Source organism: Geodermatophilus sp. SYSU D00814 (genome assembly GCF_054050055.1).
On the sequence record NZ_JBJGYP010000019.1, the window covers coordinates 36,176 to 48,465 of the forward strand.

At 75.2% G+C, this 12,290-nt stretch carries 11 protein-coding genes, 1 pseudogene and 1 riboswitch; of the genes and pseudogenes, 5 read left to right on the forward strand and 7 right to left on the reverse strand.

Annotated features, from left to right (window positions below):
• Positions 1–4 precede the first annotated feature (4 nt).
• Positions 5–141: riboswitch (cyclic di-AMP (ydaO/yuaA leader) on the reverse strand.
• Positions 142–332: 191 nt separating this feature from the next.
• Positions 333–554: a hypothetical protein gene (locus ACI780_RS15870; RefSeq protein WP_456869925.1), complete on the forward strand. Its 222-nt coding sequence runs from the start codon at positions 333–335 to the stop codon at positions 552–554.
• Between the two features lie 104 nt (positions 555–658).
• Positions 659–1,432, forward strand: a pseudogene (locus tag ACI780_RS15875) (YhjD/YihY/BrkB family envelope integrity protein); the annotation flags it as partial.
• Between the two features lie 23 nt (positions 1,433–1,455).
• Here the strand turns inward: ACI780_RS15875 and ACI780_RS15880 are convergent.
• The 5 genes from ACI780_RS15880 to ACI780_RS15900 all read right to left on the reverse strand — a co-directional run bounded on the left by ACI780_RS15880 (position 1,456) and on the right by ACI780_RS15900 (position 10,089).
• Positions 1,456–3,939 (reverse strand): transglycosylase domain-containing protein, encoded by a 2,484-nt coding sequence (locus tag ACI780_RS15880; protein ID WP_456869924.1) that lies wholly within the window; start codon positions 3,937–3,939, stop codon positions 1,456–1,458.
• Positions 3,940–4,040: 101 nt separating this feature from the next.
• Positions 4,041–6,098 (reverse strand): HelD family protein, encoded by a 2,058-nt coding sequence (locus ACI780_RS15885; protein ID WP_457004088.1) that lies wholly within the window; start codon positions 6,096–6,098, stop codon positions 4,041–4,043.
• Positions 6,099–6,177: 79 nt separating this feature from the next.
• Complete coding sequence (locus ACI780_RS15890) at positions 6,178–6,858, reverse strand: acVLRF1 family peptidyl-tRNA hydrolase (RefSeq protein WP_457004091.1); 681 nt, start codon at positions 6,856–6,858, stop codon at positions 6,178–6,180.
• Between the two features lie 4 nt (positions 6,859–6,862).
• Complete coding sequence (locus tag ACI780_RS15895; RefSeq protein WP_457004093.1) at positions 6,863–8,068, reverse strand: MFS transporter; 1,206 nt, start codon at positions 8,066–8,068, stop codon at positions 6,863–6,865.
• A 206-nt stretch (positions 8,069–8,274) separates the two neighbouring features.
• Positions 8,275–10,089: a phosphoenolpyruvate carboxykinase (GTP) gene (locus tag ACI780_RS15900; protein ID WP_457004095.1), complete on the reverse strand. Its 1,815-nt coding sequence runs from the start codon at positions 10,087–10,089 to the stop codon at positions 8,275–8,277.
• A gap of 270 nt (positions 10,090–10,359) precedes the next feature.
• Between ACI780_RS15900 and ACI780_RS15905 the strand changes: the two genes are divergently transcribed.
• Positions 10,360–10,764: a hypothetical protein gene (locus ACI780_RS15905; RefSeq protein WP_456869919.1), complete on the forward strand. Its 405-nt coding sequence runs from the start codon at positions 10,360–10,362 to the stop codon at positions 10,762–10,764.
• A 22-nt stretch (positions 10,765–10,786) separates the two neighbouring features.
• On the opposite strand, the gene ACI780_RS15910 is transcribed toward ACI780_RS15905, so the two are convergent.
• Positions 10,787–11,314, reverse strand: a complete 528-nt coding sequence (locus ACI780_RS15910; protein WP_457004097.1) for an SRPBCC domain-containing protein — start codon at positions 11,312–11,314, stop codon at positions 10,787–10,789.
• Positions 11,311–11,652 carry an ArsR/SmtB family transcription factor gene (locus ACI780_RS15915; RefSeq protein WP_457004100.1) on the reverse strand — a complete coding sequence of 114 codons (342 nt, stop codon included), beginning with the start codon at positions 11,650–11,652 and terminating at the stop codon, positions 11,311–11,313. Before ACI780_RS15915 ends, ACI780_RS15910 begins: the two co-directional genes overlap by 4 nt.
• 73 nt (positions 11,653–11,725) lie before the next feature.
• Here ACI780_RS15915 and ACI780_RS15920 point away from each other — a divergent pair, with 73 nt between their 5' ends.
• Positions 11,726–11,959, forward strand: a complete 234-nt coding sequence (locus tag ACI780_RS15920; protein ID WP_456869916.1) for a hypothetical protein — start codon at positions 11,726–11,728, stop codon at positions 11,957–11,959.
• A 75-nt stretch (positions 11,960–12,034) separates the two neighbouring features.
• On the forward strand, positions 12,035–12,277 hold the full coding sequence (locus ACI780_RS15925) for an acyl carrier protein (RefSeq protein ID WP_089402767.1): 243 nt from the start codon (positions 12,035–12,037) through the stop codon (positions 12,275–12,277).
• The last annotated feature ends 13 nt before the right edge of the window (positions 12,278–12,290 follow it).

The window sequence follows — 12,290 nt, forward strand, 5'->3', positions numbered from 1 at the left end:
GTGGTTCTCCTCTTCCCAGGCCGCCTACCGGGTTAGCTGACGGGTTCGGGCGTGGACTCGCCCGGCGCGTGCGGACACGCGCTGCACCCCAGGACTGCGATGGGTCCCCGGCCCGGCGCACCCGAGGGGCGCACCGGCTCGACGGCGTCCTCGGGGTGTCACCCAGGTCAGTGACGGAGCGCCCCGTTGGACACACACAGAGTAAGGGGCGTGACGGACCCGTGACAATCACCGCGGTGTAATCACATCGGTGACGTTCCGTGGTGGTGCGGCTACGGACACGCGGGACCCCGCCCGTTTGACCGGCCGCCGGGGCGTGTAGGAGTCAGGGCATGTCCTCCTCCACGCGGATGCGCCTGGCCCGGCCGCTCGTCGTGCTCGCGCTGCTCGGCTCCCTCACCGCCTGCGGCGACAACACCGACTTCTCCCGCGGGCCCACCAACTGCGACGCCAGCGGCGAGAACGCCAGCAACGAGAACGACGCCAGCTGCCAGGAGACCGGCCCGAATCCCGGCAACGACGCGCCGACCACCGACGACAGCTCCGAGGACTGAGCACCGCACCGGCGCCACTCCGACGGGCGCGCGCCCGCGGGGGCTGGTGCCATGAGCGGGTGACTCCGGAACGCAGGTGGACCGCGGCCCGCCTGCGCGCCGAGGTGCACACCCTGCTGCGCGGGGCCCAGCGGCTGCTGCGCGGCCGCGACCTCGCCCTCATCTCCGCCGGCCTGACCTTCTACGCGGGCATCGCGGTGGTGCCGCTGCTGCTGGTCGCCGTACGGCTGACCGCTCTGGTGACCTCGGCGGAGGAGGTGCGGGCGCTCACCGCGCGGCTGACCGAGCTGCTGCCCACGCCGCTGGGCGCCCCGGAGGCGGTCGAGCGGCTGGTCGAGGCCGGCACCCACCTCGACCTGCTGGGCTTCGTCCTGGCGCTGGTCCCGCTGACCTTCTACGGCGAGGGGCTGCGCCGCGCGCTGCTGCGCTTCAGCCAGCGCCGGGAGAACCTGACCGGCTGGCGCGGCCGGCTGCTCACCCTGCCGCTGGTCGTCGCCACGCCGCTGCTGCTCTACCCGCTGCTGCTGGCCGCCCGGGTGATGGCCGACCTGGCCCGCGAGGACGGCGTCGGGGCGGCACTGGGCCGCTTCGCCGTCGGCTACTACACCGTGCTGTTCGTCCTGACCGTGCCGGTGCTGTGGGGGTTCGGCGTCGTCTCGGGCGGCCAGCTGCGCTGGGGTGCGCTGACCAGCGGGGCGCTGTTCACCGCGGCCTGCCTGTCGGGCTTCCTGCAGGGCTTCGTGGTGTTCCTGTCCCTGCCGCTGGACCTGGGTGCCCCCTTCGGCGGCCTGGTCGTCGTCGGGGCGGTGGTCGCCGTCGGCCTGTGGCTGTTCCTGCTGCACCTGGTGCTGCTGGCCGGGTGGCTGCTCACCCAGTCACTCGACGAGCGGCTCGGCCGCCGTCACGCGGCCGGCGCCCCGCCCCACTCCGGGGGGACCTGGGGCGGGGCGGGTGGAGGCGGCGCCGCGGGCGCGGGCTCCGCGGGCGCCGTGGGGGGCACCTCCGGCTCGGGTCCCGGCTCGGGGACGGGCACCGTCGGCACCTCGGGCTCCGGTGCGGGCGCCTCCGGCACCGGGGCCGGCTCGGGCGCCGGCGCCTCGGGGGCCGGTTCGGGCTCGGGCGCCGGGAGGGGTGCGGGGTCGGGCTCCGGCTCGACGTAGTCGCTGCCGTTGCTCACCAGGATCGACACGACCTGGCCGGGCACCGCACGGGCACCGCGCGGCGGGCTGGTGCCGAGGAAGGTGCCGGCCGCCTCGTCGCTGTCGACCCGCAGCGTCTGCGGGGTGAACCCGGCCTCGCGCAGCGCCCGCTCGCAGGCGCGCACGCCGCCGCAGCCGGGCACCGGGCGGGTGTTGCCGTTCTGCACCGTCTCGTCGGCCGGCGGGAACTCCCCGCTCCCCCGGGCGGTGAGGACCGGCTCCATCGCGTCGTGCCAGATCGTGGCGCCCTTGCCGCCGCCGAACCCGCCGACGTCCTCGTTCTGCTTGGGGTTGAGCACCATGACGCTCGCGGTGATCTCGGGCGTGTAGCCGACGAAGGCCACCGAGTAGTTGTCCTGCGACGTGCCGGTCTTGCCGGCGATCTGGTGCCCGCGGACGTAGGCGCGCGACCCGGTCTGCCCCGGGTTCCCGGGCTCGACGTCCTTGCGCAGCATCTGGTTCATCGTCGTGGCCACGCCCGGCGGGATGGCCTCGGGCGTGCACCGGTCCCCCACCGGCAGCGGCTCGCCGTCGGCACCGACGGCCGGCTGTCCGGTGGCGTCGAGGACGGCGGTCACCGGGACGACGTCGCACTGGGTGCCGTTCGCGGCGAACGTGGAGTACGCGCTGGCCAGCGCCAGCGGGCTGGTGGCCTCGGCGCCGAAGGTGAACGAGCCGCGGTTCTCGTCGATGATCTGCTGCGGCAGCTCCGGCGGGCTGAACTGGAACAGGCCCGCCGCCTCGGCCATCCGCACCGGCTCCTCGACGCTGCCGAGGGCGTCCTCGAGCGCGAGGAAGTAGGTGTTGGAGGACTGGTAGAGCGCCGTCTCCAGGTCCAGCGTCGAGCGGTACCGGCCGGCGTTGCGCACGCAGTACCGGCCGTCGGTGTCACGGCCCTGGCAGGGGCCGCTGTAGACCCGGGAGACGTAGGGGTCGGGGGCGTTGAGCGTGTAGTAGGACGAGTAGCCGCGGGCCAGGGCGGCGGCGGCCACGAAGACCTTGTACGTCGAGCCCGAGCCCTGGCTGGCCGCCACGTTGAGGTTGAAGGACTCCTGCGTCGGGTCGGTCCGGTCGTAGCCGAAGGTCCGGTTGACGCTCATCGCCAGCAGGTGGCCGGTGCCCGGCTCGACGGCGGTGAACATGCCGGCCAGCGAGTCCTCCCGCGGCAGGGTGCGCAGCACCGCGGCGTCGCCGGCGCGCTGCAGCTCGACGTCGAGCGTCGTCTGGACGACGTAGCCGCCGCCGTCGAGCTGCTCCTGGGTCATCCCCAGCTCCTGGATCAGGTACCGCTGCACGAAGTCGCAGACGAACGGCCCGACGCTGGCCTCGACGCAGCCCCGCGGCGGAGCCGGCCCCGGCGCCAGCCCCAGCGGCTCGGCCTGCGCGGCGGCGGCCTCCTCGGGGGTGATCCGCCCCTGCTCGGCCATCCGCGACAGGACCTCGTCGCGGCGGGCGGTGGCGGCCTCGGGGTCGGTGAACGGGTCGTCCTCGGTGGGGCTCTGCACCAGGCCCGCCAGCAGCGCGGCCTGCGGAAGGGTGAGCGCGGCGGCGTCGACGCCGAAGAACGCGCGCGCGGCGGGCTGCACGCCGTAGGCGTTGGAGCCGAAGTAGACGGTGTTGAGGTAGCGGGTGAGGATCTCGTCCTTGGTCTGCTCGTCCTCGATCGCCAGGGCCAGGCGGGCCTCGCGCAGCTTGCGGCCCACCGTCTGCTCGGTGGCCGCCGCCCGCTCCTCCGGGGTGTCGGCGGCCTGCAGCAGCGTCTGCTTGACCAGCTGCTGGGTGATCGTGGAGCCGCCCTCGGCCACCCCGCCGGCGGCGATGTTGGTGGCCAGCGCGCGCAGCGTCCCCTGCACGTCGAGCCCGTTGTGCTCGTAGAAGCGGGCGTCCTCGATGGCCACCATCGCCTGCTTCATGACCTCGGCGATCTGCTCGGGCGCGACCGGCTGGCGGTTCTCCCGGTAGAAGTACGTGATCGGCTCGCCGTTGGCGGCCAGCAGCACGGTGTTGCCCGGCGGCGTCTCGGCGGTGAACTCGGTGGGCAGGTCCCCGAGCAGGCCGGTGGACCGCTGCGCGGCCACCGTCGGACCGCCGACCCACGGGATGAGGAGACCCGCCACCAGCGCCCCGGCGACCACCACGGTGGCCGCCAGACGCAGCAGCGTCCCCACCGGACTGAGCCGGTCCATGAGCTCCCTCCTCGGCCGCTCACTGCAACAGAGATGTGCGCCGGCCACAACCACCCGCGCCGGACGCGGATCCCGCCCGGGGGCGGGCGGGACGCGTGGTGCTAGCCGGTCAGCGGCACGGGCAGGTCGTCGCGGTGCAGGACGACGAGGGTGCTCACCGCGCGGGTGAGCACCACGTAGAGCCGGTTGAGCCCGCGCGGCTCGGCCGCCACGATCGCGGCCGGGTCGGTGACGACGACGGCGTCGAACTCCAGGCCCTTGGCCAGCGACGCCGGGACGACGGCGACGCGGTCGGCCGCCGCGCCGTCGTCGGAGAGCACCGCGGCGGGCAGCCCGGCGTCGGCCAGCAGCCGGGCCACCTCGGGCACCGCGGCGTCGGCGCAGACCACACCCACCGACCCCGGTGCCGCGGCCAGCCCGCCCACCACCTCGGCCAGCGGACCGGCGAGGTCGGCGACCGGCCGGACCTCCAGCGCGCCGGGGTCGCGGCGCACCGCGGTGGCCGGGCGCAGGCCCGGGGCGATGGCCGGCAGCAGCCGGTTGGCGTAGTCGAGCACCTCCCCCGGCACCCGGTAGCCGCGGGTCAGCGGCCGGACGGCGGTCTGCGGGCGGCCGAGGTCCGCGAGCGTCGGCGCCCACTCGGCCGGTGACCAGGGGCTGGTGGCCTGCGCGAGGTCGCCGAGCACGGTGAGCGACCCGGCGGCCAGCCGGCGGGCGATCGCCCGGCACTGCATCGGCGAGAGGTCCTGCGCCTCGTCGACGACGACGTGCCCGTAGCCGGCGGTGCGCTCGACGAGCCCGGCGGCCTCGTCGACGAGGACGGCGTCGGCGGCGGTCCAGGCGGTGGCGCGGACCGAGCGGGCCGGCGGGCGCAGCAGCAGCGCCTGCTCGCCGTCGTCGAGGACGCCGCGGGCGGCCCGGGCGAGGACGGCGGGGTCGGAGAGCAGCGCGGCGACCAGCGCGGCGGGGTCGCGGGCCGGCCAGACGGCGTCGCAGAAGGCGCGGACCTCGGCGCTGCGGGCGGCGCGGCGGGTCTCGGCGTCGGTCGGGCTGCCGCCGGACTCCTCCTTCTGCCGGCGGGCGTCCTCGGCCAGCAGCAGCGCCAGCCGCTCGCGCCCGGCGGCGTGGTGCAACCGCTGCTGGTCGTCGGCGACGCGGCCGCGGCGGCGCAGGTCGTCGACGTGGCGCTTGAGCCGCTCGACCGGCACCCGGTACCGGCGGCCGGCCAGCGGGACCAGGACGTCGTCGGCGGGCTTGGCGATCGCGCCCCACAGCGCCCGCTCGAGCACCTGCGCCATGCGGGCGTCACCCTTGAGGACGGCGACGCCGGGGGCGTCCAGCGCGCGGACGGGCACGTGCGCGGTGAGCTCGGCGACCGTCGTCTGGTCGACGTCGACCTCGCCGAGGGTGGGCAGCACCTGCTCGATGTAGCGCAGGAACGCCCGGTTCGGGCCGACGACGAGGACGCCGGTGCGGGCCAGCTGACCGCCGTGCGTGTACAGCAGGTAGGCCGCGCGGTGCAGGCCGACGGCGGTCTTGCCGGTGCCGGGCGCCCCCTGCACGCACACCGACTCGGCCAGCGGGGCGCGCACGATCTCGTCCTGCTCGGGCTGGATGGTGGCCACGATGTCGCGCATGGGACCGCTGCGCGGGCGCTCGATCTCGGCCCGCAGCAGCGCGCCGTCGCCCTCCCGGCCGGCCGCGAGCAGCTCGTCCTCGTAACTGGTCAGCTCGCCGCCGGAGAACCCGAACCGGCGGCGGCGCACCAGGCCCTGCGGATCGGCGGCGGTGGCGCGGTAGAACGGCCGGCTCATCGGCGCGCGCCAGTCGATGACCACCGGCCGGCCGGCGGCGTCGCGGACGTGCCGGCGGCCGATGTGGAACGTCTCGCCGGCGCCGTCGGGTGCGCCGGTGTCGGTGCGGCCGAAGAACGCCGGCACGCCCGGGTCGGCGGCCAGGGCGCGCAGCCGCTCGGCGCGGGCGGCGCCGAGACGCTCGGAGGCCCAGGCGTCGACCCCGGCGTCGACGACGGCGCTCGCGGCGGCGCGCATCCCGGTCAGGCAGTCGGCGGCGAGGACCAGGTGGGCGCGCTCGGCGGCGAGGACGGGGTCGGAAGCGGGGTGCGCGGGAGGGCTCGTGTCGGTCGGTGGGGCGGACACGGTCGTTGGACGTTACGCCGGTCCGTGCGCCACGTCACGCCCCCTCCCCGTCCGTGCACGTCCGCGGAAGTGCCCGGGTCTACGAGCGCTGGTGGCTCCTGTCGCCGGGCTCGACGAGGTGGACCCGCACCGCCCGGAACTGCGCCGGGGTGGCCAGCAGGACCTCCTTCGTCGGCTCCCCGACCTCCAGTGCCGGCTCGCGGCGCAGCGCCGCCGGCCCGGCCAGCCGGGGGTCGGCGAGCACGGCGTCGACCATGGCCCGGTCGCCGCCGGTGAACAGCGCCTCGACGCCGGCGGCGTGCGGCAGCACCACCCGGACGGCGGTCTCGACGGCGGCCGCCACGACCGCGTCGGCCTGGTTCGCCCGCCGGCGGGCGAAGCGCTGCTGGCTCCAGCCGCCGGCCGCGCTGCGCCCCTGCACCAGCCGCGTGTCGACCTTGGAGACGACGAGGTCGGCGCCGTCGAAGACGCCGGTCGCCCAGCGGCCGCGGCGCACGAGCAGGACGGCGGCGCGCCGGGGCTGCCGGGCCGCGGCGGTGAGCGAGGTCAGCAGCGCCGGCCCGGGCGTCCACGCGAACGGCGGGCGCAGGGTCAGCGTCGTGCCGTCGTCGCAGGTCACGGCCACGGCGCCGTCGTCGGTGCGGGTCACGTCGGCGAAGGCCCCGTGCCGGGCGGCGACGCCGTCCAGCCAGCGGCCGAGCCGCTCCGGGGCGACGCCGAGGACGCGGCCGCCGCCGGCCGCCGGCCGGGGGCGGGTCACCGGCTCAGCCGGTCACCTCACCGGCGAGGACCGGCTCGGCGATGTTCTCGGCGGGGACGTGCAGCAGCCGCTGGGCCGCGGCGACCACCAGCGCGGCCAGGCCGGCCGACACGGTCGCGACGAGGAACGCGGCGTTGGCGCCGACGGTGTCGACGATCTTCCCGGCGATCGACGTGCCGACGGCGACCCCCAGCCCCAGCGCGGTGCCGATCCATGTGAAGGCCTCGGTGACGGCGGTCCGCGGCACGATGATCTCGGCGAGGGTGAACGAGCTGATCAGCGACGGCGACACCGCCACCCCGGCGACCACGACGAACGGGATCATCACCCAGATGTCGTCGACGAGGGTCAGCGGCACCGTGAGCGCGGCGAGCACCGCGAGGACGACCAGCAGCCGGTGCCGCAGCGGGTGGTGCCAGTGCACCGCCCCCCAGCCGATCCCGCTGATCATCGAGCCGACCGCGAGGCCGGCGATGAGCACCCCGGACAGGCCCATGGCGTCGACCTCGTCGGCGAAGGCGACCAGCGCGATCTCCAGCGTGCCGAGCACCGAGCCGACGGCGGCGCCGACGACGAACAGCACCCGCAGGCCCGGCGTGCGGATGGCCGAGGGCCCGCGGCGCGCCTCGTGGCCGTGCGGCGGCGGCTCGGTGCGGCCCTGCGCGGCGAACAGCAGCGCCCCGACGACGGCCAGCGTGAAGGCGGTGACCACGCCGGAGGTCGCGTGCCCGGTGGTGGACAGGAAGGTGACCAGCACCGGCCCGACGATGAACACCAGCTCGTCGACCACCGACTCCATGGCCAGGGCCGCCGGCAGCCGCTTCGTCCCCCGCAGCAGGTGCGTCCAGCGCACGCGGATCATCGAGGCGACCGGCGGGATGCACGCGCCGGCGACGCCCGCGGTGACGAACAGCGTCCAGCGCGGCCAGTCGTCCTTGACCGCGGCCAGGAACGCCGCGCCCGCGGCGGTGAAGACCGCGGTCACCGGGAGGAGCACGCGGCGCTGCCCGAAGGTGTCGGCCAGCCGCCCGAGCACCGGGCCGACGAGCGCGGTGGTGATCGCGCCGGCGGCCGCCACCGTGCCGCCGAGCCCGTAGGAGCCGGTCTCCGAGGCCACCAGCAGCACGCACCCCAGGCCCACCATCGACAGCGGGAGCCGCCCGACGAAGGCGGCGAGCACCATGGGCAGTGCGTGCGGCGTGCGCAGCACGTGAAGGTAGGGAGTGAGCAAGTGAGGGGGACCTGTCGTCAGGGGGACGCGGGTTCACCCCACGCTAACCGACGTCGGCACGGCGGGCAGGCGGTGGCTTGCGTTCCGTGTCCGGACGAACACGGGCTCCGCCCCGGACGACGCTGTCCGGTGCGGAGCCCGTGTGTGCACCCTCCCGGCCCGGGGACGGGGAGGGAGTCCTCGGACTAGGCGAGGCGGCTCTCGAGGATGGCGAGCTCGTCCCACATCGTGCTGGGCAGCTTGTCGCCGAACTTCTCGAACCACTCGGTGATCTGCGGGATCTCCGCGCGCCACTCGTCGCGGTCGACGGCGAGCGCCTTGCGCACCTGGTCACCGGTCAGCGCCAGGCCGGAGACGTCGAGCGAGTCCGGGGTCGGGACGTGCCCCACCGGCGTCTCCTCGGCGGCCGCGGTGCCCTCGATGCGCTCGACGACCCACTTGAGCACCCGGCTGTTCTCGCCGAAGCCCGGCCACAGGAAGCCGCCGTCCTCGTCGCGGCGGAACCAGTTCACGTAGAAGATCCTCGGCAGCTTGATCGCGTCGTGCGCCTTGCCGGTCTCGACCCAGTGCCGGAAGTAGTCGCCGGCGTTGTAGCCGATGAACGGCAGCATGGCGAAGGGGTCGCGGCGCACGACGCCGACGGCGCCGGTGGCCGCGGCCGTCGTCTCCGAGGACAGCGTGGCGCCCATGAAGACGCCGTGGTTCCAGTCCCGGGCCTCGGTGACCAGCGGGATGGTGGTCTTGCGGCGGCCGCCGAAGAGGATCGCCGAGATCGGCACGCCCCGAGGGTCGTCGTACTCGGGCGCGAGGATGGGGCACTGGGTGATCGGGGTGCAGAACCGCGAGTTGGGGTGCGACGAGGGCTCGTCGGACTCCGGAGTCCAGTCCTGCTTCTTCCAGCTGGTCAGGTGGGCCGGGGGCTCGTCGGTCATGCCCTCCCACCAGACGTCGCCGTCGTCGGTGAGCGCGACGTTGGTGAACACCGAGTTGCCCTTGTCGATGGTGCGCATCGCGTTGGGGTTGGTGTCCCAGCCGGTGCCGGGCGCGACGCCGAACAGGCCGTACTCGGGGTTGAGCGCGTAGAGCCGGCCGTCCTCGCCGAAGCGCATCCAGGCGATGTCGTCGCCGAGGGTCTCGACCCGCCAGCCGGGGATGGTCGGCTCGAGCATCGCCAGGTTGGTCTTGCCGCAGGCGCTGGGGAAGGCGGCGGCGATGTAGTACGTCTTCTGCTGCGGGCTGGTCAGCTTGAGGATCAGCATGTGCTCGGCGAGCCAGCCCTCGTCGCGGGCCATGACCGAGGCGATCCGCAGGGAGTAGCACTTCTTGCCCAGCAGGGCGTTGCCGCCGTAGCCCGAGCCGTAGGACCAGATGGCCCGCTCCTCGGGGAAGTGCACGATGTACTTCGTCTGGCTGCAGGGCCAGGGCACGTCCTCCTGGCCCGGCTCCAGCGGCGCGCCGAGGGAGTGCATGGCCGGCACGAACGGCCGGTCGGTGCCCATCGCCTCGAGGATCCGGCTGCCGATGCGGGCCATGACCCGCATGGAGACGACGACGTACTCCGAGTCGGTGAGCTCGACGCCGAACATCGGGTTCTCGGCCTCGACCGGGCCCATGCAGAACGGGATGACGTACATCGTCCGGCCGCGCATCGAGCCGCGGTACAGCTCGGTCATCACCGACTTCATCTCGTCGGGGGCCATCCAGTTGTTGGTGGGCCCCGCGTCGGCCTCGTCGACCGAGCAGATGAAGGTGCGGTCCTCGACGCGGGCGACGTCGCTGGGGTCGGAGGCGCACCAGAACGAGTTGGGCTTCTTCTCCAGCCGGGTGAACGTGCCGGCGTCGACCAGCCGCTGGGTCAGCCGCTCCCACTCCTCGTCACTGCCGTCGACCCACACGACCCGGTCCGGGGTGGTCAGCTCCGCCATCTCCTGCACCCAGGCGAGCAGCCGGGCGTGCGTGGTGGGGGCGTTCTCGAGACCGGGGGTGGCCACGGAAGTCACGGCGTCTCCATCCTGTGCGGCGCACGCCGGGTGGGAGGACACCGGCGCCGGTGTGCTGCGTCCCGGGCCGGCGGAACGGGTCCGGCCGTCCGGGTCGCGTCAGCGTACAAGCGGGGACACCTGTCTGTAACCGTGAGAGATGTTACGTCTAGGACGTCTAGGTGACGGGCACCCCGCGACCCGGGACCGTGCAGGTCAGTGCGGCGTTGACGGCTCGACGTGACGAGCCTCACTCCCGGGACGACGGCGCCCGCGTACCGTCCGCGGGCCATGACCTCCCGTCCCGCCCTCCTCGCCGTCTCGGGGCTGCAGCTGGCCGCCGGGCTCGCCGGACAGGTCCTCGCGCTGCGCCGGCGGCACGCCTTCGAGATCCCGTTCGCCGCCGGGGACCCGGCCGCCGTGGGCCGGGAGTCGCTGTGGGCCGGCACCGCCCTCAGCGCGCCGGTGTGGATGCTCGGCCTGCAGGGCTGGGCCGTCGTCCGGCTGGCCGCGGGGGACGAGCGGGCCGCGCCGGTGCTGCGGCTGCTCGGGGCCGGCCTGGTGCCCGGCTACCTGCTGGAGCGGCTGGTGCGGCAGCGGCTGACCCCCGGCGGATCGCAGCCGCTGGAGACGGCGGTCGTCGCCGGCGGCCTGGGCCTGGCCGCCGCGATGGTCGCGCTCGCCCGGCGCCGCTGAGGATCGGCCCTGCGGGACGGGGTCAGCCCTCCGGGGCGCGCCCGTAGTCCGGCCCGGTCGCGGCGAGGAAGGCGTCCCAGCCCCCGGGCGCGGGGCGCCCGCCGGCCTCGGCGTCGAGCTTGTCGAGGTACCAGTGCCAGCCCAGGGCGAAGTCGACGACGTCGGTGCCGGCGGCGAAGACCTGCACGAAGTGCAGGGTGGTGCGGCCGCTCTCCACGGCGAGGGCGAGCTCGACCCGCCAGTCGGCCTGGTCGACCCACTCGACCACCAGCCGGCGCGGCGGGTCGCACTCGACGACGGTCACCGGCTCGCCGACCGGCCCGGCCTCGTGCGTCATCGTCAGCGTCCCGCGGCCGCCGGGTGCGCGCTCGCCGTCGTAGCGACCGAACCAGCGGGCCAGCCGGTCGGGCTCGGTGAGCGCCGCCCAGACGTCGTCGGGCCCCTCGGGCCAGGAGCGGCGGAACTCCAGCCGCAGGCGGCCGTCGGGGAGCTCGGTGACCACGCCGCTCCGGCCGGTCGGGGGGTCGGCGGGTGTCTCGGGCTGGGTCACGGCGGGTCTCCGTCCGTCGGGAGGTGGGCCCGGGCCCGGCGGCCGCGGGCGATCTCGGTGTCGAGGGCGTCGAGCCGCTGCGCCCAGAGGTCGCGGTAGGGGTTCAGCCAGTCGTCGAGCTCCCGCAGCGGGCGCGGGTCCAGCGCGTAGAGCCGCCGGCGCCCCTCGACCCGGCTGCGGACCAGGCCGGCCTCGCGCAGCACGCGCAGGTGCCGGCTGATCGCCGGGCGGCTGACCGCGAACCGGCCGGCCAGCTCTCCGGCGGGCAGTTCGCCGTTCCGCAGCAGCGCGAGGAGCCGCCGCCGGGTGGGGTCGGCGAGTGCCGCGAGCGCCTCCACTCAGGATGTGTAACACAGGTGTTACGGGTTCGGCCAGCGGTTGCCGCCGGGGCACGGCGGGCAGGGACGGCGCATGACCGTCACCGACCCCGACGTCCCGGACCCGCTGAACGACCCCCGGACGACGCAGGCCGATCCCGGCACCGTCGGCCAGGGGGCCGACCTCGCCTCCGCCGGCGACGATCCCGTGTCGGCCGGGCAGGACGAGCTCGGCGCCGACGACCCGGAGACGACGGCCGGGCGGACCGCGGCCGACGACGCCGGCGGCGGGGACGTCACCGGAGGGGCGTTCTCGAACGCGCCGTGACGGACCGGCTCGTTTCACGCCGGAGGAGCGGGGAACCCGTCCGGACGTCCAGCCCCCGACGACGAGGAGGACCCGATGGCCACCGGTGAGACCGGCTTCGAGGACGTCACCTTCGACCTCATCTCCGTGCAGTACCACTCGCTCAAGGCCGGGCACGACTACGGCCAGTACGTCCGGGACGCCGAGAACGCCGGCCTGGACGACGTCGCCGCCTTCTTCCGCGAGGTCATGGAGCAGGACTCCGCGCGGGCGCGGCGCTGCCATGAGCTGCTCCGGAACATCTCCGGCACCGACCAGGGCGGCCCGGCGACGAAGTGAGACGGCGGAGGCC